The organism is Lentzea californiensis, from assembly GCF_024648825.1.
GTDB classification, from domain to species: Bacteria; Actinomycetota; Actinomycetes; order Mycobacteriales; family Pseudonocardiaceae; genus Lentzea; species Lentzea californiensis.
In genome coordinates, this window is record NZ_JANBBE010000008.1 from 39625 (window position 1) to 60041 (window position 20417).

Annotated in this window: 20 protein-coding genes; 10 read left to right on the plus strand and 10 right to left on the minus strand. The window is 68.6% G+C overall.

Annotated features, from left to right (window positions below):
• Nucleotides 1–11: 11 nt before the first annotated feature.
• The 5 genes from LX88_RS26930 (at nt 12) to LX88_RS26950 (ending at nt 5586) form a co-directional block, all read left to right on the plus strand.
• On the plus strand, nt 12–1481 hold the full coding sequence (locus LX88_RS26930; RefSeq protein ID WP_258950593.1) for a DUF7782 domain-containing protein: 1470 nt from the start codon (nt 12–14) through the stop codon (nt 1479–1481).
• On the plus strand, nt 1478–1903 hold the full coding sequence (dtd, locus tag LX88_RS26935; protein WP_258950594.1) for a D-aminoacyl-tRNA deacylase: 426 nt from the start codon (nt 1478–1480) through the stop codon (nt 1901–1903). Before LX88_RS26930 ends, dtd begins: the two co-directional genes overlap by 4 nt.
• Before the next feature lie 250 nt (nt 1904–2153).
• Nucleotides 2154–3143: a sigma-70 family RNA polymerase sigma factor gene (locus LX88_RS26940; protein WP_258950595.1), complete on the plus strand. Its 990-nt coding sequence runs from the start codon at nt 2154–2156 to the stop codon at nt 3141–3143.
• Nucleotides 3144–3416: 273 nt separating this feature from the next.
• A complete protein-coding gene (locus LX88_RS26945; RefSeq protein ID WP_372511426.1) occupies nt 3417–5081 on the plus strand; it encodes a fumarate hydratase in 1665 nt (554 codons plus the stop codon).
• A gap of 307 nt (nt 5082–5388) precedes the next feature.
• Nucleotides 5389–5586: a hypothetical protein gene (locus LX88_RS26950; RefSeq protein WP_258950597.1), complete on the plus strand. Its 198-nt coding sequence runs from the start codon at nt 5389–5391 to the stop codon at nt 5584–5586.
• 213 nt (nt 5587–5799) lie between these two features.
• On the opposite strand, the gene LX88_RS26960 is transcribed toward LX88_RS26950, so the two are convergent.
• The 8 genes from LX88_RS26960 to LX88_RS26995 all read right to left on the minus strand — a co-directional run bounded on the left by LX88_RS26960 (nt 5800) and on the right by LX88_RS26995 (nt 13525).
• Entirely contained in the window at nt 5800–6330 is a 531-nt protein-coding gene (locus LX88_RS26960; protein ID WP_258950598.1) for a hypothetical protein, read from the minus strand.
• A 169-nt stretch (nt 6331–6499) separates the two neighbouring features.
• Entirely contained in the window at nt 6500–6970 is a 471-nt protein-coding gene (locus LX88_RS26965) for a hypothetical protein (RefSeq protein WP_258950599.1), read from the minus strand.
• Between the two features lie 66 nt (nt 6971–7036).
• Entirely contained in the window at nt 7037–8167 is a 1131-nt protein-coding gene (locus tag LX88_RS26970; RefSeq protein ID WP_258950600.1) for a hypothetical protein, read from the minus strand.
• Nucleotides 8161–9420 (minus strand): glucarate dehydratase family protein, encoded by a 1260-nt coding sequence (locus LX88_RS26975; RefSeq protein WP_258950601.1) that lies wholly within the window; start codon nt 9418–9420, stop codon nt 8161–8163. Before LX88_RS26975 ends, LX88_RS26970 begins: the two co-directional genes overlap by 7 nt.
• 13 nt (nt 9421–9433) lie before the next feature.
• A complete protein-coding gene (locus tag LX88_RS26980; RefSeq protein WP_307791240.1) occupies nt 9434–10348 on the minus strand; it encodes a 5-dehydro-4-deoxyglucarate dehydratase in 915 nt (304 codons plus the stop codon).
• Complete coding sequence (locus LX88_RS26985) at nt 10345–11226, minus strand: carbohydrate ABC transporter permease (RefSeq protein ID WP_090073372.1); 882 nt, start codon at nt 11224–11226, stop codon at nt 10345–10347. Before LX88_RS26985 ends, LX88_RS26980 begins: the two co-directional genes overlap by 4 nt.
• Nucleotides 11223–12128, minus strand: coding sequence for a carbohydrate ABC transporter permease (locus tag LX88_RS26990; protein WP_258950602.1), 906 nt, complete (start codon nt 12126–12128; stop codon nt 11223–11225). The genes LX88_RS26985 and LX88_RS26990 overlap by 4 nt, the downstream gene beginning before the upstream one ends.
• A gap of 77 nt (nt 12129–12205) precedes the next feature.
• Nucleotides 12206–13525 (minus strand): sugar ABC transporter substrate-binding protein, encoded by a 1320-nt coding sequence (locus LX88_RS26995; RefSeq protein WP_258950603.1) that lies wholly within the window; start codon nt 13523–13525, stop codon nt 12206–12208.
• 124 nt (nt 13526–13649) lie between these two features.
• Between LX88_RS26995 and LX88_RS27000 the strand changes: the two genes are divergently transcribed.
• From LX88_RS27000 to LX88_RS27015, 4 genes are all read left to right on the plus strand, one after another.
• Nucleotides 13650–14438: an IclR family transcriptional regulator gene (locus LX88_RS27000; RefSeq protein WP_245983924.1), complete on the plus strand. Its 789-nt coding sequence runs from the start codon at nt 13650–13652 to the stop codon at nt 14436–14438.
• A gap of 41 nt (nt 14439–14479) precedes the next feature.
• Nucleotides 14480–15304, plus strand: coding sequence for an NAD-dependent epimerase/dehydratase family protein (locus LX88_RS27005; RefSeq protein ID WP_258950604.1), 825 nt, complete (start codon nt 14480–14482; stop codon nt 15302–15304).
• Nucleotides 15301–16803: an aldehyde dehydrogenase (NADP(+)) gene (locus LX88_RS27010; RefSeq protein ID WP_258950605.1), complete on the plus strand. Its 1503-nt coding sequence runs from the start codon at nt 15301–15303 to the stop codon at nt 16801–16803. Before LX88_RS27005 ends, LX88_RS27010 begins: the two co-directional genes overlap by 4 nt.
• Before the next feature lie 68 nt (nt 16804–16871).
• On the plus strand, nt 16872–17453 hold the full coding sequence (locus LX88_RS27015) for a class I SAM-dependent methyltransferase (RefSeq protein WP_258950606.1): 582 nt from the start codon (nt 16872–16874) through the stop codon (nt 17451–17453).
• A gap of 10 nt (nt 17454–17463) precedes the next feature.
• On the opposite strand, the gene cpt is transcribed toward LX88_RS27015, so the two are convergent.
• Together cpt and LX88_RS27025 are read right to left on the minus strand one after the other, a co-directional pair.
• Nucleotides 17464–18009 carry a chloramphenicol phosphotransferase CPT gene (cpt, locus tag LX88_RS27020; protein ID WP_258950607.1) on the minus strand — a complete coding sequence of 182 codons (546 nt, stop codon included), beginning with the start codon at nt 18007–18009 and terminating at the stop codon, nt 17464–17466.
• 254 nt (nt 18010–18263) lie between these two features.
• Nucleotides 18264–19583: an NAD(P)-binding domain-containing protein gene (locus tag LX88_RS27025; RefSeq protein ID WP_258950608.1), complete on the minus strand. Its 1320-nt coding sequence runs from the start codon at nt 19581–19583 to the stop codon at nt 18264–18266.
• 155 nt (nt 19584–19738) lie between these two features.
• Here LX88_RS27025 and LX88_RS27030 point away from each other — a divergent pair, with 155 nt between their 5' ends.
• Nucleotides 19739–20410 carry a hypothetical protein gene (locus LX88_RS27030; RefSeq protein WP_258950609.1) on the plus strand — a complete coding sequence of 224 codons (672 nt, stop codon included), beginning with the start codon at nt 19739–19741 and terminating at the stop codon, nt 20408–20410.
• The last annotated feature ends 7 nt before the right edge of the window (nt 20411–20417 follow it).

The window sequence follows — 20417 nt, forward strand, 5'->3', positions numbered from 1 at the left end:
CATCTCCACCCGTGCACCCCGATCTTTCCGTTGAACTGTGCGCCCGTTTGCGCGAGGCCTTCCTGAACACCGGCTACACCGCGGACGGCGTCGTCGGCGCGCTCGGTCTCCAGGCCCACGCCGCGCTCGGCCGCGGCGAGCCGGAGCCCGCCCGCCGCGCGAGCAAGGACGCCGGGCCGCTCGGCACGCTGATCCGCATGTTCCTGCTCGGCGACCACGAGCCCGAGCAGGACGTCCGCAAGGCGCTGGCCGGTGTCGACATCGACGACGCCGTCGAGAACGAGGTCCTGTCGTCCGTTCCCGGTGCGAACAGCCTGAGGGCCGGGCTGGACGTCAGGCCGTACGAGGACAACTGGTGGGTCGTCGCCGACCTCGACTCCGACCTGCGCGGCAGCGCCGTCCCCGAGGACCACGTGCTCGGCGTCGGCCACGCGTCCATCAGCCTCGCCCGCGCGACCAAGCGCACGCCCGTCGGCACTGTGCTCGACCTCGGCACCGGCTGCGGCGTCCAGGCGCTGCACGCCAGCACGCACGCTCAGAAGATCACCGCGACCGACCTGTCCGAGCGCGCGCTGAGGCTCGCGCAGGGCACGTTCCGCCTGAACGAGCTCGACGTGGAGACGCTGCAGGGCGAGTGGTTCGGGCCGGTCCGCAACCGGCGGTTCGACCACGTCGTGTGCAACCCGCCGTTCGTCGTCGGCCCGCCGCGGGTGGACTTCGTCTACCGCGACTCCGGCCTCGGTGGCGACGACGCGTCGGCGCTGGTCGTGCGGCAGCTGCCCTCCTTCCTCAACGAGGGCGGCGTCGGCCAGCTGCTCGCGTCGTGGGTGCACCGCAAGGGCGAGGACTGGGAGGAGCGCGTCTCCGGCTGGCTCCCCCGCGGCGGCATCGACGCGTGGTTCGTGCAGCGCGACATCGCCGAGCCCGCCCTGTACGTCGGCACGTGGCTCAAGGACGCGGGCGTCGACCCGCGCAGCCCCGAGGGCCGGCAGAAGGCCGCGGCGTGGCTGGACTGGTTCGAGGAGAACGACGTCCAGGGCGTCGGTTTCGGGTACGTGACGCTGCGCCGCACCGACGAGATGCACTCCCAGGTCATCTGCGAGGACCTGCGCCACGCCTACGACGACCCGCTGGGCCCGGAGGCGGCGCGCTGGCTCGACAACGTCGCGTGGCTGCGGGCGAACCCCGACTTGCTGAGCCGGCGTTTCCGGGTCGCCGACACCGTGCTGCTCGAGGAGGTGTCCGAGCCGGGCGACGAGGGCTGGCGCAAAGTCGTCGTCCGGCTGCACCGCACGGACGGGCCCGGCTGGCAGCACGAGGTCGACGAGGCGACTGCCAAGCTCGTCGCCGGTTGCAACGGCGCATTGCCGCTGGAAGACCTGCTCGCACTGCTCGAGTTCGCTTACGGAGAAATCGATGCAGAAGCGGCCTTGCCGATCGTTCGTGATCTCATCCGGCACGGAATGTTGATTCCCGCGTGAAAGCAGTTGTGGCGCGCGTCACAGAAGCGAGTGTCGAAGTCGAAGGGGCGATCGTCGGCGCGATCGACGAGCCCGGATTGCTGGTGCTGCTCGGCGTCCACCACGACGACACCGCCGAGCAAGCCCGCAAAATGGCGCAGAAGCTGCACGGTCTGCGCATCCTCGACGACGAGCAGTCGTGCGAGTCGACCGGCGCTCCGCTGCTGGTCGTCAGCCAGTTCACCCTTTATGGGGACACCCGCAAGGGCCGCCGTCCGTCCTGGACGGCGGCCGCCCGTCCCGAGCACGCGGAACCGTTGGTGAACGCCGTCGTGCAGGAACTACGCCAAAAGGGCGCGCGCGTCGAAACAGGACGATTCAGAGCCGAGATGAAGGTACGGAGCGTGAACGACGGTCCGTTCACGGTGATCGTCGACCTCTGACTAAACGGTTCTCAGGGAATCCTCAGATTAGTCGCGCAACCGCTGTGACTGTGGTGACGTCTTCAGGTCATGGAAGTCGGGAACGAATTCGGAATCGTCTTCGTTACCCAGGTATCAGCCAGCTAGCGATGGGATCCCGAGCGGGCCCGCCGCAACCGGCAACCAGGGCGCAGCGCCGCGCCGCCTTGACCGCCACGCGCGACTGTCCTGACCGACAGCAGCGTCGCCCGCACCAGGGGGAGGGAGATCCATGACCGTCACGAGGATCTCCGACCGTGAAGTCGGAGAGAACACGCCCGCCGTCGTCGAGCACGAACTCGACGCGCAGGGTCCAGCAGCCGACCTCGTTCGAGTCTACCTGAACGGAATCGGCAAGACCGCGCTCCTCACCGCCGAGGAGGAGGTGGAGCTCGCGAAGCGCATCGAGGCAGGTGTGTTCGCGCAGCACGTCCTCGAGACGGCCAAGCGCCTCACCCCCACCCGCCGCGACGAGATGGGGGCGCTCGTCCGCGACGGCCGCCGCGCCAAGGACCACCTGCTCAAGGCCAACCTGCGCCTCGTCGTGTCGCTGGCCAAGCGCTACACGGGCCGTGGCATGCCGCTGCTGGACCTGATCCAGGAAGGCAACCTGGGCCTCATCCGCGCGGTCGAGAAGTTCGACTACACCAAGGGCTTCAAGTTCTCGACGTACGCGACGTGGTGGATCCGCCAGGCGATCACCCGCGGCATGGCCGACCAGGGCCGCACCATCCGCCTCCCCGTCCACCTCGTCGAGCAGGTGAACAAGCTCGCGCGGATCAAGCGCGACCTGCACCAGACGCTCGGCCGCGAGGCGACGAACGAGGAGCTCGCGAAGGAAGCGGGTCTCAACCCCGACAAGGTCGCAGACCTGCTCGACCACGCGCGTGACCCGGTATCGCTCGACATGCCGGTCGGCACGGAGGAGGACGCTCCCCTCGGTGACTTCATCGAGGACTCGGACGCGACCGACGCCGAGAGCGCCGTCATCTCCGGGCTGCTGCAGGACGACCTGCGCCGCGTCCTCGCGACGCTGGAGCCGCGCGAGCAGGCCGTGATCCGGCTGCGCTACGGCCTCGAGGACGGCCAGCCGCGCACCCTCGACCAGATCGGCAAGCGCTTCGGGTTGTCGCGCGAGCGGGTCCGCCAGATCGAGCGCGAGGTCATGTCGAAGCTCCGCCAGGGCGAACGCGCCGCGAAGCTGCGGGCCTACGCCTCGTAGTCCCAAAGTCGTCACGGTCGGGTCTCACCCGCTGAGCAGTATTGACTTGTGACTCAACTCACGGCACGGTCGGGCGTTACCAGAGCCACGCGACGCCCGTCGTGAGTCGGGTTCGCACGCGAAGGAAGGTCGGGACGGCCGGGGGCCGCCCCGGCCTTCCGCGTTCGCGGCCCCTGACGGCAACACGGTTGCGAAGAACACGGTGGACGGGGACCAGTACGTCCCTTTGATGGCGGTACGGTTTTCTGATCCGAACTGCACACCGTTGGAGTTGTGTACCCCGTGCCCACCACATTCGAGTACACCGACGTCCTCCCGCTCGCGAAGGACACCGAGACCGAGTACCGCCTCGTCACCTCCGACGGGGTCAAGCTCATCGAGGCCGGTGACCGCAAGTTCCTGGAGATCGCCCCCGAGACGCTGACGCTGCTCGCGAAGGAGGCGATCCGGGACATCCAGCACCTGCTGCGCCCGTCGCACCTCGCCCAGCTCCGCAAGATCATCGACGACCCCGAGGCCTCCGGCAACGACCGCTTCGTCGCCATGGACCTGCTGCGCAACGCCGCCATCTCGTCCGGCGGTGTGCTGCCGATGTGCCAGGACACCGGCACGGCGATCATCATGGGCAAGCGTTCGGAGACCGTCCTGACCGGCGGCGACGACGAGCAGGCCCTGGCCCGCGGCGTCTACGAGGCCTACCAGGAGCTCAACCTGCGCTACTCGCAGATGGCCCCGGTGACGTTCTGGGACGAGAAGAACACCGGCACCAACCTGCCCGCGCAGATCGAGGTGTTCCACAAGCCCGGCCAGGAGCCCGTGTACGAGTTCCTGTTCATGGCCAAGGGCGGCGGCAGCGCGAACAAGACGTTCCTCTACCAGGAGACGAAGGCGGTGCTGAACCCGAAGCGCCTCGCGTCGTTCCTGGACGAGAAGCTGCGTTCGCTCGGCACCGCGGCGTGCCCGCCGTACCACCTCGCGGTCGTCGTCGGCGGCCTGTCCGCCGAGCAGAACCTCAAGGTCGCGAAGCTCGCCTCGGCCCGCTACCTCGACACCCTGCCGACCGAGGGCTCCGCGGCGGGCCACGCGTTCCGCGACACGGACCTCGAGCAGCAGGTCCTCGAACTCACCGGCAACTTCGGCATCGGCGCCCAGTTCGGCGGCAAGTACTTCTGCCACGACGTGCGCGTCATCCGCCTCCCCCGCCACGGCGCGTCCCTCCCGGTCGGCATCGCGGTCTCGTGCTCTGCCGACCGCCAGACCAAGGCCCGCATCACGGCCGAGGGCGTGTTCCTGGAGCAGATGGAGCGCGACCCGGCCCGGTTCCTCCCGGAGATCGAGGGCGAGGACCTGTCCGACGAGGTCGTCCAGATCGACCTCACCCGCCCCATGACGGAGATCCGCGACATCCTCACCAAGCTCCCGGTGAAGACCCGCGTCTCGCTGACAGGCCCGCTGGTCGTGGCACGCGACATCGCGCACGCCAAGATCAAGGAACGCCTCGACGCCGGCGAGGAGATGCCGCAGTACCTCAAGGACCACCCGGTCTACTACGCCGGCCCGGCCAAGACGCCCGAGGGCTACGCCTCCGGTTCGTTCGGCCCGACCACCGCCGGCCGCATGGACTCCTACGTGGAGCAGTTCCAGGCCGCGGGCGGCTCGCTGGTGATGCTCGCCAAGGGCAACCGCTCCAAGCAGGTCACCGACGCCTGCTCCTCGCACGGCGGCTTCTACCTGGGCTCCATCGGTGGCCCGGCGGCGCGGCTGGCGCAGGACTGCATCCGCAAGGTCGAGGTGCTCGAGTACCCCGAACTGGGCATGGAGGCGGTCTGGAAGATCGAGGTCGAGGACTTCCCGGCCTTCGTCGTGGTCGACGACAAGGGCAACGACTTCTTCGCGGAGACCTCGACGCCGACCCTGCAGATCAGTTTCCGCCGCTAGACCCCTTCACCGAGCCGCCCAGGTCTCGCCGAATCGTCGGCGGGGCCTGGGCGGCTTCGTGGTTTCCAGGTGAACCGCGACGAGGCGACATCGTGGCGCAGCCCCTCAAGCAACAGTACGGTTGTACTGTTCGACGGAGAGGCGGCGCGATGATTCATCACGTACAGGTGACCTGCCCGGTGGGTGCCGAGGACGAGCAGCGGACGTTCTACGCAGAAGTCCTGGCTGGACCGAACTGGCCAAACCGCCGCTGCTCGCCGTGCGGGGCGGGTGCTGGTTCGAGGTGCCGGGCGGCGGGGAGGTGCACGTGAGCATCGAGGACGACTTCCGGCCCGCACGCAAGGCGCATCCGGCGTTCGTCGTCGATGCCGATCGGGTCGCCGCGGCGGTGGCGGCGGCGGGCCACCAGGTCGTCTGGGCCGACCCGGCGGAGATTCCCGGCCGGCGCCGCTTCCACACGTTCGACGGCGCCGGCAACCGCGTCGAGTTCCTCGCCGATGCCTGACGCTCCGGTATCCGTTCGAGAGCGGCCGGGGGTCCGAGGTGTGGCCGTCGTCTGAAAGCAGCCACGCCTTCGCGCGGGGATCTGGAAGACGAGTCAGCGGCCGTGCGGTGGCCGGGCAACAGGGCGGCGCACGCGAGGGCGTGTGGTGCGCCGCCGGAGTGTCCGGCCACCGCGAACTTCACGACGCCGGGCGAATCGGCGACATGCGATCAGTCAGCCGGTCTCCTCGCGGGATTCCAGCACCAGGCGGCGGTTGCCGAGGGGCGCGTCCAGGCGGACCGTCAGTGGCACCTGACGGACCTCCTGGCTGCACATGGTGCCCGCGGGCTGTTTGGTGATCGTGACCAGCGTGATCTGGACGACGTCGGCGGACTGGCCGGCGATCTCGGCGCGGGCCTCCTTGCAGCCGCCGCCCACGCCGAAGACTTCGACGTCGCGGCCGTCGCCGAAGACGTAGGCCTCGTCGCGGTAGGTGTCTGACAACGATGTCGTGTCGACCTTGTCCTTCGCCACGGGCGTGACGTTGGGCGGGATGACGGGCTTCTCCTCCGAGATGGAGACCGGAGGCTGGGCGGGCGCGGTGGGGTTCGCGCCGGACGAACCGGGGGTGCCGCTCGAGCCGGGCGCGGTCGTGCCCGTGGGCGTGGCGCCCGACGAACCGGAGCCGGGCGCGCTTGACTGCGTGCCGGACGAACAACCGGCGAGCACGACGGCGAGAGCAACGGCAGCGACGGCGTTTCTCATGCGCACCATCCTCGCAAACCGGGACGGGAAGTCCCTGTCAAATGTCTTACGACCTGTCCGGTCGAATGTTCCCGGACCAGCCCCCGAAAAGCCGTCAGAAATGGTGTGGAAGTAGAGATGCCCGACCGGCGGGGCAGTTGCCGACCGGGCACCGTGGGGGGAGGAAGGTCTACTTCTGTTCCTGCCGCGACGTCAGCACGACCGTCCGCTCACCGAGGGGCTCGGACAGCTGCACCGTCAGCGGGGGGAAGCGGATGTCCATGGTGCACATCTGCTTGGTCAGCGGCAGCGTCTCGAGCAGCTCGATCTTCACCGTGGAAGCGTTCTGCTCCAGCACGGACGCGCTCGCCTTGCCGCACCCGCCCTCCTGGGCCACGACTCCGACGGTCTTCCCGTCGCCCTGGGTCCACGCGGTGCGCGGCTGGTCCGGCGGCAGCGCGCCGGCCTCGAGCTTCGTCACGGGTTTGCCGTCCGGCGGCACTTCTCCGGGGGCGACGTTCGGCGGCACCTCGGAGGACGAGGTGGCGGTCGGCAACTCCTGACCGCCACCTGCCCCGGTGCCCGCGTTCTGCGCACTGCCACAGGCCGAGATGACCAGCAGCAGGACGCCAGTGCCAACTACGGTTCCTATGCGCCTCATGTGAAGAGGACGGAACCGCGCTCACAACGGGTTGCAGCGAATTCCCTCAGGGACTTCTCTTCACAGTTAGCGGCTAACGGCCGTTACAGCCTCTCGCAAAGCTTCCAACCGTGCTGCGGACGCGAGACCACCGTGGTAGAGGTGGAACTCCTCCACGCCTGCGTCCAGGTACGCGAGCCATTCCTTCGACAACGCCGCACCGTCGGCCGGCTTCGGCGGCAGCCCCAGCACGTACGCGGCGATCCGCGTGTCCGGGGCGGCGGCGCGAAGCGCCTCGATGCCGGGAACGGCGACCTCCGGGCCGGGCCAGCACATGGTCGTCAGGACATCGATGTCGGCGTCGACACCACCGGCCACGGTCGCGAACGGACCGGTGCCCCAGGGATCCGCCGTCACGTGCATGCCGATCCGGATCGAAGGCGCGGCAGCGCGGATCTCCGGCACCAGCCGCTGCCGCAATGACCGCACCACACCGGTGCGCACCGCTCGAACGTCTTCCGCGAGCGCGCCCAGCGCCTCCTCGACGCTGGACGCTCCGCGATCGACCCCGGCCCGGACCGCTTCACGCAGGGCATCCGGGTCGGCGTACAGGGCGGTGCAGGCAGAGCAGAAGCACAGCGACAACAGCTTCTGCTGCACCGCGTTCCAGTCCGTGCCGTCGGTCTTCTCGTGGTGCCCGCCGTGGAAGAACCCCAGCGGCCCGCAGGCCTCCAGGACGATCCCGTCCGGCGCGCCGAGCTCCAGCACCTCGGACACCAGCACCGACGTGTACTCCACGACGTCGGGCTGCGCGGTGCACAACGCGTACGGGTAGCGGTCCCCGAACGCGTTCACCACGGTCACGTCGGGGTGCAGGTCGCCGAGGCGCGAGTTGTGCGTCAGCACGGTCCACGCGTACACCGGCAGGCCGGCGGCACGGACCAGAGCCGCCGCGGCACCGAACGAGTCCGAACCGTCCACCCAGGACGGTTCCGCGGGCACGAGCCGGCCGTACTTCTCCGAACGCACCGGCAGGTAGAACGCCGCGTGCCGAGCGTCGACCATCCGATGCGACGGGTGAAGCGGCGTCGCGGCCCGCACGGTGTGATAGGACGCCGCGAGGGCGATCGCGTCGACCCCGAGGTCCTGGTACCGCGCGACAGCCTCAGGATCTCCGATCAGGTCCCACGGATAGGCGTGGACAACCGACTTCACCACCGGGGGCGCTTCCTCTCGTAACTCGGGTCGAACTTCTGCATGTAGCCCGTGTCGTCGCGAGCCGTGATGCCGCAACGAACGTAGTTCTCGGCCAGGCGAGCCAGCGCGTCACGATTCAGCGACACACCGAGTCCCGGCGTCACGGGAACCGGAACCGCACCGTCCACGAAGGACAGCACGCCTGGTTCCACGACCTCGTCCTGGGCGTTCCAGGGGTAGTGCGTGTCGCAGGCGTAGTTCAGGTTCGGCGTCGCCGCGGCCAGGTGCGTCATCGCGGCCAGCGAGATGCCGAGGTGCGAGTTCGAGTGCATCGACAGGCCGATGCCGAACGTCTGGCAGATCATCCCCAGCTGACGCGACCGCTGCAGTCCGCCCCAGTAGTGGTGGTCGGACAGCAGGACCTGCACGGCGTCCTGTTCCACGGACGGCTTGAGGTGCTCGAACGCGATCACGCACATGTTGGTGGCCAACGGCATCGGTGCCTTCGCGGCCACCTCCGCCATCCCGGAGATCTCCGGCGTCGGGTCCTCCAGGTACTCCAGCACGCCGTCGAGCTCCGCCGCGACCTTCAGCGACGTCGCCGCCGACCAGGCCGCGTTCGGGTCCAGCCGCAGCGGGTGGTCCGGGAACGCCTCGCGCAGGGCGCGGATGGCCTCGATCTCCTGCTCGGGAGGGAAGACACCGCCCTTGAGCTTGATCGACCCGAAGCCGTACCGCTCGATCATCCTGGTGGCCTGGGCCACGATGCCGGCGGGGTCGATCGCCTCACCCCACTCGTCCGGCTCGGCGCCGGGGTGCCCGTCCCACTTGTAGAACAGGTAGGCCGAGTAGGGCACGGACGAGCGGACCGCGCCTCCCAGCAGGTCGTGCACCGGGCGTCCCAGCGCCTTGCCCTGGATGTCCAGGCAGGCGACCTCGAACGGTGAGTACACGCGGTCGACGGTGCTCTCCGCCGTGATCTGCCCGGTCAGGCCGTGGTTGTCCAGCCCGGTCTTGCCACCGAGAGCGGTGGCGACCCGCGCGTGCATCTCGTTGAGGGCGAACACGTCGAGGCCGATCAAGGAGTCCACAACGGACCGCGAGCGCCCCAGGTGCCCGAGGTCGCCGTAGGTCTCCCCCAGCCCCGAAATGCCTTCGTCGGTGTGCACCTCGACGATCGTGCGCAGCGCCCACGGCTCGTGCACGCCGGCCGAGTTGAGCAGCGGCGGGTCCCGGAACGCGATCGGTGTCAGGACGATCTCGGTGATCTTCATGCGGAACGCCCTCTCAGCTCAGCAGGGCCTTGCCCGCGGCGATGATCTTGTCGAGTGCGGCCAGGTGCTCGTCGAGCGGGTCGATCAACGGCGGCCGCACGCCGCCGACCTCGAGACCGTTCGCGCGCACCGCGGCCTTCACCAGGGCGACCGCGTAGCCGGGGACCTTGTCGCGCAGCTCGACCAGCGGCTTGTAGAACTCGTAGAGGAACCGGTTCACGAGCTCGATGTCGCCGGACTGCACGGCGTTGTAGAAACCGAGTGAGATCTCGGGCGCGAAGCAGAACACCGCCGACGAGTAGAGCTCGACGCCGATGGCCCGGTACGCGAGCTGCGTCATCTCCGCGGTGGGCAGGCCGTTGAAGAACTGGAACGGCTTGTCAACGTTGGCACGGACGGAAAGCACGATCCGCTGCATCTGGTCGAGGTCGCCGAGGCCGTCCTTCAGGCCCACGACGTTCGGGATGCGCGCGACCTCGACCGCGGTCTCCGGCGTGAACCGCGCGTTGTTGCGCTGGTACACGATGATCGGGAGCTCGGTGGCACCGGCGACCTCGGCCACGTACCGCACGAGACCGGCGGCCGGGTTGGTCACCAGGTACGGCGGCAGCAGCAGGATGCCGTTGGCACCGGCGCGTTCCGCCGCTTGCACGAACTGCTTGGTCGCCGCGACCGATCCACCCGCTCCGGCGAACACCGGCACCTTGCCCGCGGTCGCCTCGACCGCGACCGCCACCGCGCGCTCGAACTCGCCCAGCTCCAGCGCGTGGAACTCGCCGGTTCCGCAGGCGGCGAACACCGCGCCCGGTCCGGCGGAGACACCGTGCTTGACGTGCTCGGCAAGCACGTCGTACGCGATGTTCCCCTCGCTGTCGAACGGAGTCACCGGAAAGAACAGCACACCATCGAGTTGCATAACCAGACTCATCCCTTGATCGCTCCGGTGGTGATCCCACGCAGGAAGGACTTCTGCAGCGACAGGTACACGACCAAGCTCGGTACCAGCGCCAGCAACGCACCGGCCAGCACGATGCCCGTTCCGACCATGTCGTCGGATCGAAGCGCGAGGAGCGCGACCGTGAGCGTGTAATCGGAGGGGTCAGCGGCGACGATCAGGGGGAGCAGGTACTGCTCCCAAATCATGTTGAAGCCGAACACGGCGATGACGCCGAGGGCGGGCTTGCACAGCGGGAGGATGATCTGCGCGAAGAGGCGCAGCTCCCCGGCACCGTCCACTTTGGCCGCCTCCTCCAGTTCGCCGGGGATCTCCTTCATGAACTCCGTCATGACGAAGATGGAGAAACCCCAAGCCCCCAGCGGGAGGATGACGCCGAGCAGGGTGCCCTTGAGACTCACGTGCACCAGAGGCAGGTCTCCGATCACCAGCGACAGCGGGATCGCGATGACCTCCTCAGGCAACATCATCGTGGCGAGAATGACCAGCAGGGCGATGGCCTGACCGCGGAACTTCTTGCGCGCCAACGCGTATGCGGCGAAGACGCTCACCGACAGCTGCAGCAGCAGCGCACCACCCGCGATGATCAACGAGTTCATCAGGTAGTGCCAGATCTTGTTCTCCGCCGCGACCTGGAAGTTGATCAGCGACGGGTTGGCCGGGATCACCGACAGCTTCGTCGGGTCCGGGTTGTGGTCGAACGCGCCGGAGAAGATGACCAGCAGCGGGCCGCAGAAAAGGATTACAGCGAGGGCGCTGAAAAGGAACCGGACGCCCCTGCTGACCCACGCGTCCGGGCGGGCGGACCAGCCGATGGCGCTGTCGAAGCGGCTTGAGTTAACGGTGCTCATCGCGCTTCCCTCCTGCGGCGGTACCACTGCACGCTGACCGTCAAAATCAAGGTAACCAGGAACAAGAGCACGGAGCCAGCGGATGCGAGTCCGGCTTCGGACTGCTCGAACGCCGTGGTGTAGACGCGGGTCATCCAGACGTCGGTCGACCCGGCGGGGCCTCCGCCGGTGAGCACGTACACCTCGGTGAAGACGCGCAGGCCGCGGATGGCCGCCAGCGTCAGCAGGATCGTGATGACGGGCCGCAGTGCGGGGAGCGTGACGTTCCAGATCCGCTGCGGCGTCGTGGCGCCGTCGATCGCGGCGGCCTCGTACTGCTGGCGGTCGATGCCGGCGAGCCCGGCGAGGATCAGCACCATGTCGTACGGCGCGTGCTTCCAGATGCCGACGAACATGACCGACACCAGCGAGGTGTCCGTGCTGTGGATGTACTCCCAGGGCCCGAGGCCGACCCACGAGATGAGCTCGTTGAGAAAGCCTTCGGGCGCCGGGTAGAAGAACAACCGCCAGATCTCACCGATGACCGCGGTGGCCGCCACGACGGGCAGGAACACCGCGGACCGCACGAACCACAGCGACTTGGTGTGACCTTCCAGCAGCAACGCCAGGAAGAAGCCGATCACCATCGCGCCGATCGTCTGACCGCCGGCCAGCACGAGGGTGTGCCAGCTGGCGGTCAGGAACTTCTCGTCCTGCAGGATCGTCGCGTAGTTCTTGAAGCCGACGAAGATGTCGCCGAGGAACGGCCGGACCTCGAACAGCGAGAGCCGGATGCCCTCGGCCATCGGGATGAACTTGAAGACCAGGAAGATCAGCGCGGCGGGGAAGAGGAACAGCCACGGGACCCAGACATTTCCTCTTGGGGTGGCTCCCGTGAGGCGGCGCCGGCGGCGCCGCCTCACGGGGTGGGTTTCGACGGCACCGCCGCCACTAGCCGTCGAGCCCACGTCTCGGGTGTCGCCGAGTGGTTGAACAGCCGTCACTTCGACGCCTTCTGGTTCTCGAGTTCCTTCTTGAGCGCTTCCGCGAGCGTCTTCAGCTCGGCCGAGGAGTCAGCGGGGCACTTCGCGAAGATGGAGTTCAGGGTCTCCGAGGTCTTCTGCCGGAACGGCGCGAAGTTCGGAACGCTGGGGAACGGCCGCGCCTCGCTGGAGTACACGCTCGCCACGGTCGCCCAGCGCGGGTCCTTGTACGTCGCGTTGACGTCGACGGTCTTGTTGACGGGCAGGCGGACGACCGGCTGCGGGTCGCCCTTCATGCCGGCCTGCTGCGCCTCGGGGGTGATCAGGTACTCGGCGAGCTTCTTCTGGTCGGCGGTCTTGGCGGAGCCGGCCATCTGGTAGATGTTCTCGCCCTCACCGAGCACCGTGGCGCCGGCCGGTCCCTTCGGGGACGCGACGACCTCGTACTTGTCCTTGCCGATCGACTTGTCGAAGCGGCCGATCATGTACGGACCGGTGAGGTAGATGCCGCTCTTGCCGGACTCGAACAGCGGGTGCGCGTCGTTCGTGCCCAGGGTCAGCGAGCCGGGCTGCATGACCTTGTCCTCGCAGAAGAGCTTGCGCAGCCGTTCGACGGCCTTGGTCGACTCCGGCGAGTCGATGCCGACGCGGAACTTGCCGTCGCCCTCGTCCTCGAGGATGTCGCCGCCGCCCTGCCAGATGTAGCTGGCCGCCCACCAGCCGAGGTAGCCGCGGTCGGTCGTGCCCGGTACGAGCATGCCGTAGGTGTCGTTCTGCCCGTTGCCGTCGGGGTCGTCGCGGGTGAAGGCCTTCGCGAGGTCGTCGAGCTCCTCCCACGTGGTGGGGACGGGCTTGCCGAGCTTCTCGCGCCAGTCCTTGCGGATCAGCGTGACCATCGCCTGGGTGGAGTAGGGGATGGCGTAGAACTTGCCGTCCGCGCCCTTCCCGTTGTTCCAGGCGCGGTCGACGACGTCGCCGCCGCCCGCGATGTCGCTCTGGCTGACCTCGGTCGTCCAGCCCTGCTTGACGAAGTTGCCGAGCGAGCCGGTGTCGGTGATGACGACGTCCGGGAGGTCCTTCGACGCGGCGCGCTGCTGCACCTGCTTGTCGAAGTCGTTGAAGATCGGCTTGTAGTCGACCTGCACACCGGTCTTCTCGGTGAACGACTTGAAGATCTTCTCGTAGACCTTCGCCGTTGCCTCCGTCGAGCGGGTCCACACCTCGAGGGGCTTGTTCGGGTCCTTGCTCGACGCCGCCGTGGTGCCACCGCTGCCGCACCCCGCGAGCAGCGCGGCCACGCCCAGCGTGGCAAGTGTCGTGGCAGTTCTACGGCGCATCGTCGAAGCCCCTCGTGTTCAGATACGTGAACCTGGGTCGTACTTGTGAACCTGGTGCAGGACTGTAAGAATCGGCACAGCAACGTGTCAAGGGCAAGTTGCTTTCCTGTTACGAGGAGGCCAGGTGGCGTCGCCGATCGACAAGGGCACAGCTCGTCCGGGCGCGGTCAAGTCCGCCGACCGCACGGTGGAGCTGCTCGAAGTGCTGTCCGCGTCAGACCGCAGGCTGACGCTCACCGAGCTGCACCGCGAGCTCAGCTATCCGAAATCCAGCCTCTACATGCTGTTGCAGACGCTCGTGGCGCGTGGCTGGGTGGAGGTCGACTCGGACAGGGGCACGTACGGCATCGGCGTGCGCGCGCTGCTCGTCGGTACGTCCTATTTGGACCATGACCCGGTGGTGCGCGCGGCGATCCGCGTGATGGAGCAGGTCCGCCAGGAGATCAACGAGACCGTCCACCTTGCCCGTTTGGACGGCGCGGACGTCGTCTACCTGGCGAGCCGCGAGTCCGAGCACCACCTGCGCGTCGTCTCGCGCGTCGGTCGCCGGCTGCCCGCGCACTCGACGTCGCTCGGCAAGGCCGTGCTCTCGACGCGCACGCCGGAGGAGGTCGACCTGATCCTCCCCGGCGAGCTGGCGCCGCTGACGCCCAACACCCTGGTCGACCGGGCGGCGTTGCACGAGCAGCTCGCCGGGTTCCGCAACGTCGGGTACGCCCACGAACGCGAGGAGAACACGCCCGGCCTGGGCTGTTTCGCGGTGGCGCTGCCGTACCGCAATCCCGTGCTGGACGCCATGAGCTGCTCGGTCCCGCTGGGCAGGCTGACTCCGGAGCACGAACGGCAGGTCATCTCCGCCCTGCTCGACGCCGCCCGGACGATCACCGAGCTCCTCCGCCAGTTCGGTCGCTGAGATTTGCCGGAACACCTGAACAAGACGGAGGGGTCCAACCCGTGACCGCACGCATCCTGATCACCGGCGCCGGCGGTGGGGTGGGCACGCTCATGCGCACCCGCCTCGCCGCGGAGGGCCGCGTCCTGAGGCTGCTGGACATCGCGGAACTGCCCGCGGCCGCCGAGGGCGAGAACGTCGAGCTCCTCGAGGCGTCGGTGACCGACATGGCCGCGATGGAAGCCGCGATGAAGGACGTAGACGCGGTGATTCACCTCGGTGGCCACAGCCTCGAGGAGTCGTGGGACAAGATCCTGCGCGTCAACATCGACGGCACGCACACGGTGCTGGAGGCCGCGCGGCGTTCCGGCGTCCGCCGGGTCGTCCTGGCCAGCTCGAACCACGCCGTCGGTTACCTCGAACGCGCCGACGGCGAGGCGGGCGACTACGCGTTCCCGCGCCCGGACACGTACTACGGCGTGTCCAAGGTGGCGATGGAGGCGTTGGGGTCGCTGTACGCCGACCGCTACGGCATGGACGTGATCGCGATCCGCATCGGCTCGTGCTTCGAAAAGCCGCGCGACGTGCGAATGTTGTCGACGTGGATGTCACCGGACGACGGCGCGCGCCTGTTCGAGGCGTGTCTTTCCGCTCCGTCGCCGGGATTCCGGGTCGTGTGGGGCGTTTCGAACAACAAGCGCGGCTGGTTCTCGCTGGACGAGGCCCGCGCTCTCGGTTACGAACCGCAGGACGACTCCGAGGAGTACGCGGCCGCCGTGCTGGAGCAGCACGGTGAACTGGACCCCTCATCCCCCGCGGCGAAGTACGTGGGCGGGGCCTGGTGCGGCCCCGATTTCGACACGGCAGTCAAGGAGGCAGGGCGTTGAGCCACGTCGTGCAGGGATACAACCCGCGCACCGGTCAGCCTTTCGGCGAACCGGTTGCGAAGACCCCCGACAGCGAGGTCGACCGCATCGCTTCAGCCGCGGCCGTCGCGTTCTCGGCGTGGTCGGTCGTTCCGGCGGCGGATCGTGCCGTGGTGCTGGAGAAGGTCGCGGACGCGCTGGACGCCGAGTCGGCGTTGCTCGTGGAGACGGCGGACGGCGAGACGGCGCTGGGCGTGCCGCGGCTGACGACCGAGCTCAAGCGCACGACGAACCAGCTGCGGCTGTTCGCCGAGGTGCTGCGCGAGGGCAGCTACGTCGAGGCCACCCTGGACACGGCGAACCCGGACATCATCCCGCCCCGGCCGGTGCTGCGGCGCGTGCTCCGTCCTTTGGGGACGGTCGCGGTGTTCTCCGCGTCGAACTTCCCGTTCGCGTTCTCGGTCGCCGGCGGTGACACGGCGTCCGCGCTCGCGTCCGGTTGTTCCGTTGTGGTGAAGGCACATTCGGCGCACCCGTCGACGTCGCGCGAGACCGCGCGCGTCGTGATCGACGCGCTGCGTGAGGCCGGTGCGCCCGAGGGCGTGTTCGGAATCGTGTACGGCACCGAGTCCGGTGTCGCGCTGGTCAAGCACTCCGCGGTGCGCGCCGTCGGTTTCACCGGCTCGACTGGTGGTGGCCGGGCGCTGTTCGACCTGGCGCAGGGCCGGCCGGACCCGATCCCGTTCTACGGCGAGCTCGGCAGCGTGAACCCGACGGTGATCCTGCCCGGTGCGGCCACCCCGGAGATCGCCGCCGGTTTCGCGCAGTCGCTGGTGATGGGTGTCGGGCAGTTCTGCACGAACCCCGGCCTGGTGTTCGCGCCGGAGTCGATCGTGGAGTCGCTGGGCGAGGCGGTCGCCGCCTCGTCGGGTGGCGCGATGCTGAACGAGCGGATGTGCGACTCCTACAAGGCGGGCACGGACGCGCTGGCCGCGTCGGACCTGGTCTCCGTGGTGTCGACGGGCGTCCGCCCGGACGAGGCCTGGGCCGTGGCACCGCTGCTGTTCAGCACGTCGGTGCAGGTGTTCGAGGAGAACCTCGAGAAGCTGACCGAGGAGCACTTCGGCCCGGCCGCGCTCGTCGTGACGTACTCGTCGCCGGCGGAGCTGCACTCGGTGCTGGCGAAGCTGCCCGGCACGCTGACCGGCACCGTGCACGCCGCCGAGTCGGACCACGCGGAGGCCGGTGAGGTCGCCGAGATCCTGCGTCGCGTGGCGGGCCGGATCATCTTCAACGCCTGGCCGACCGGTGTCGCGGTGGCGTGGGGCCAGCACCACGGTGGCCCGTGGCCGTCGACGACGAACCCGCTGCACACGTCGGTGGGCGCCACGTCGATCCGCCGCTGGATCGCGCCGGTGACGTACCAGTCGTGGCCGGACGCGTTGCTGCCGGCGGAGTTGCAGGACGCGAACCCGCTCGGCATTCCGCGCCGGGTGGACGGTGTGCTCGGCGTGCACTGAGATGACAGCCGGATGAGCGGGGCCGCTGACACTTGTCGGCGGCCCCGTTTTCGTTGGGAGGACGTGGGATGGTCGGTCGTCGGGCTTACGACTTCATGTACCGGACCTGGGCGCCGTGGGAGGGCGAAGCCCGTCCCGAACTCGTGGACCTGGTGACGTCGGGCCGGATCGTCCCAGGCCGCGCGATCGACCTGGGCTGCGGCAGCGGGGCGAACTCGATCTTCCTCGCGGAGCACGGCTTCGCCGTGACGGGCGTCGACTACTCCCCCGTGGGCCTCGCGAAGGCCCGGCGCGCGACGCCGCCGTCGTTGTCCGTCGACTGGCTGCCCGGCGACCTGACCGCGACCTCGATCCCCGGCGTCTCCGGGACGTTCGACCTGCTGGTCGACTACAGCGTGCTCGACGACATGCGCGGCCCCGCCCAGGACCCGATGGCGGCGACCGTCCACCGCCTGTCGCACCCCGGCTCGTTGTTCCTGATGTGGTGCTTCTACGACGAGATCCCGTGGTGGAAGCGCCGCGGCGGCCGGTTCCCCGGTCTCGCCGAGGGTGGCGAGCAGCGGCTGTTCGGGACGTCGTTCGAGATCGAGCGGCTGACCGAGCCTCCGCGCGGAAGCGGTTTCGCGTGCTTCCTGATGAGGCGTTCCTGATCGCTCTGTCTTAAGCGCTCTCGACCCTCGCGGCGATCACCCTGGCGCACTCGACCGCCTCGGACTTCGCGCTGTCGACCTCGACGTCGTAGGTCATCCCGCGATGCACCAACTCGGCCTGCGCCTCGGCCATCCCGGCGACCCGGTCACCACGGGCAAGCTCCCGCCCGGCGGCGACGGCGGCGTCACACCGCACCCCGACCCACACCACGTCCAGCCCGTCGAGCGCCTTCTCCCACCGCCGCCGGGACTCGGCGCCCCCCAGGAACACGTCGTCCACGATCACCCGCGCCCCCGCACGCACCATCGAGGCGACGCCCGCCATCCACGCGTCCTCCAGCACCCGGAACTCGGCGCCGACGCTGACCTCGCCGTCACCCGCGAACCCGATGCCCTCCGAACCGAGCCGCAACCGCGCGGGCATCACGTCGATCAACGTGTCGACCCCGACCGCCAGCCACGCCTGCGGCAACACCGCCTGCAGACACCGCGCGATCCCCGACTTGCCCGAGCTGGACCCACCGTTGAGAACGATCACCTGAGCACTGGACGACACGTCCCGACCGTACCCAGACGCCCTCGCTCCCACTCCTCACTTTCCGGACGTCCCGGCCCTAGCAATGGGTCTTTTGACGACGTCGTCAAAAGACCCATTGCTAAGCCGCAGCTCACAGTGTCACGCCTGGCTGATATATCGCATATCGCTCCCGCCGGATGCAAAAAACGTTTGCGGACGACGGCAAAAGACTCGTTGCAAAGATCCAATTCGCCGGGGCGGCGCAGCCGCTACGGCGAGCGGCACCGGGACAGTCAACGGCGGGCGGCGCCGGCTCGCCGTTCCCGCTGCAACTCCCGCTGATACCCGAGGAAGTCGACCTCCAGCGTGTGCCGCTTCGACTTCACGTACCGGCGCCGCAGCCTCTCCCGGTAAGCGGTGATCTCGGCCTTCATCTCCGGCACCGGCGGCAGCACCCCACGCCCGGAGATCAGGTCGGCGACCCACTCCGCCTGGGCCTCGGCCAGCGGCATGATCGCCCCCAGCGGCTGGATCAGCCCGAGGAAGTACAGCCCGGGATGCGCCGGGTCCACGACCCGCCGATACAGCGACACGTCGTTGTCGGCGGACGCCACCGCGGGAAACTCGGCGGCGGAGAGGAACGGGAACTCCACCTTGTAACCGGTGCAGTAGACGATCACATCCACTTCCTCGCGCGACCCGTCGGCGAACACGACCCCGGAGCCGTCCAGCCTCGTCAGGTTCGGCTTCACGGTGATGTCACCGTGCCCGAGCCGGGTGAGCAGGTCGTCGGACACCGTCGGATGCGCGGCGAGGATGCCGTGCGACGGTTCGGGCAGGCCGTAGTCGGAGAGCTTGCCTCGCGCCAGCTGCAGCATCACCCGCACGGACAGCGCCTGTAGCCACGCGGGTGCGAAGCGGGCGAGCGGCGAGGTGGTCAGGTGATCGGTCGGCATGCCGAAGAGGTACTTCGGCATGATGTGCGCTCCACGGCGCATGGCCAGGAACGTCCGCGAGGAGACGCGCGATGTCTCGACCGCGATGTCGCAGGCCGAGTTGCCGATGCCGAGGACCAGCACCCTTTTGTCCGCGAACCGTTCGGGCGTCTTGTAGAAGTGCGCGTGCGTCTGTTCGCCGTCGAACGAGCCGGGGAAAGCGGGCTCGGGCATCCGCGGCGACCAGTGGTGCCCGTTCGCGACGATCACCGAACCGTAGACACCGGCCATCTCCTCGCCCGTGTCGCGATCGCGCGTCGTGACGGAGTAACCACCCGGCGCGACGGAGACCGACGTGACCTCGGTCCGGAAGCGGATGCGGTCGCGGAACCCGTGGTGCTTCACGAAGTCGTCGAAGTACTCGGCGATCTGGAAGTGGGAGGGGTACGCGGGCAGCCGCGCGGGCATCGGGAAGGACTTGAACTCCATCATCTGCCGCGAGGTGTTGATGTGGAGGGACCGGTAGGCCGACGACATGCCGTTGTCGTTGAGGTAGCGCCAGTTGCCGCCGATCTCCGATCCGGCCTCGAAGCAGTCGAACTCGATGCCGCGGGCGCCGAGCACCTGACAAGCGGCGATGCCAGACGACCCCGCACCGATGACGCACACGCGTTCCATGCGACCGAAGTATTTTCACGTTCGAAGCGGCTGTCAATCACCGGACGCGATCGTGGCCGAACGCCTGCTCGAAGCCGCTGGGAGGCGAGGCGCGCGGTAGCCCGCGGAATGGAACGGGGTGCACCAGACCGGCCCAGGCCAATACGTTGTGGCCCATGCGAAATCTTCTCGTGGCAGTCACGTCGGTACTGGCGTTCGCGGTCTCCACCGGCACGGCGTCGGGTGCGCCGCTGCCGTCTCCGGAGATCTTCGCGTCGAACAACACCGCGGTCATCACCGATCCCGCCGACCCGCGGTTGCGGGACAGACTGGTGCGGTTCGACCGCGAGGTGCGCGGCATTGTGCGCGCCAACGGCGGTCTCACCACCCGTTCGACGCTGCTCGACGGCGTGTTCTGGTCGAGCGACCTGCAGCAGACGACGTTCGAACGGTCCCGCAAGTTCGACGTCACCCTCGACGAGGAAGGCCTGCGCCACACCGCGTCCACGATCAGCAAGCAGTTCCGGCAGGAGTCGGTGCTCACGTTCCGCTTCCTGCCCGCGAACTCGCCGCAGGTCGACGCCGTCCAGGTCGAGGTCGACGGCATCACCGCGACGCAGGTCCGTGAAGGCCTGCTCGCAGACGCGGTCGTGCGCGAGAAGCTAGGCGGCGGCAGCGTCACGTTGCAGGACAAGGCGATCCTCATCGCGGACGTCAACGACCTCCCGACGGTGCGCGCGTTCGTCACGAAGCTCGACGGGGACATGCGCAAGGCCAAGGTTCGCAAGGGCACGTGGGAGTTCGTCAGCGCGGAAACTCCTTTGTGGAACCGGCAAAACGCGGCCTAACCTCGTT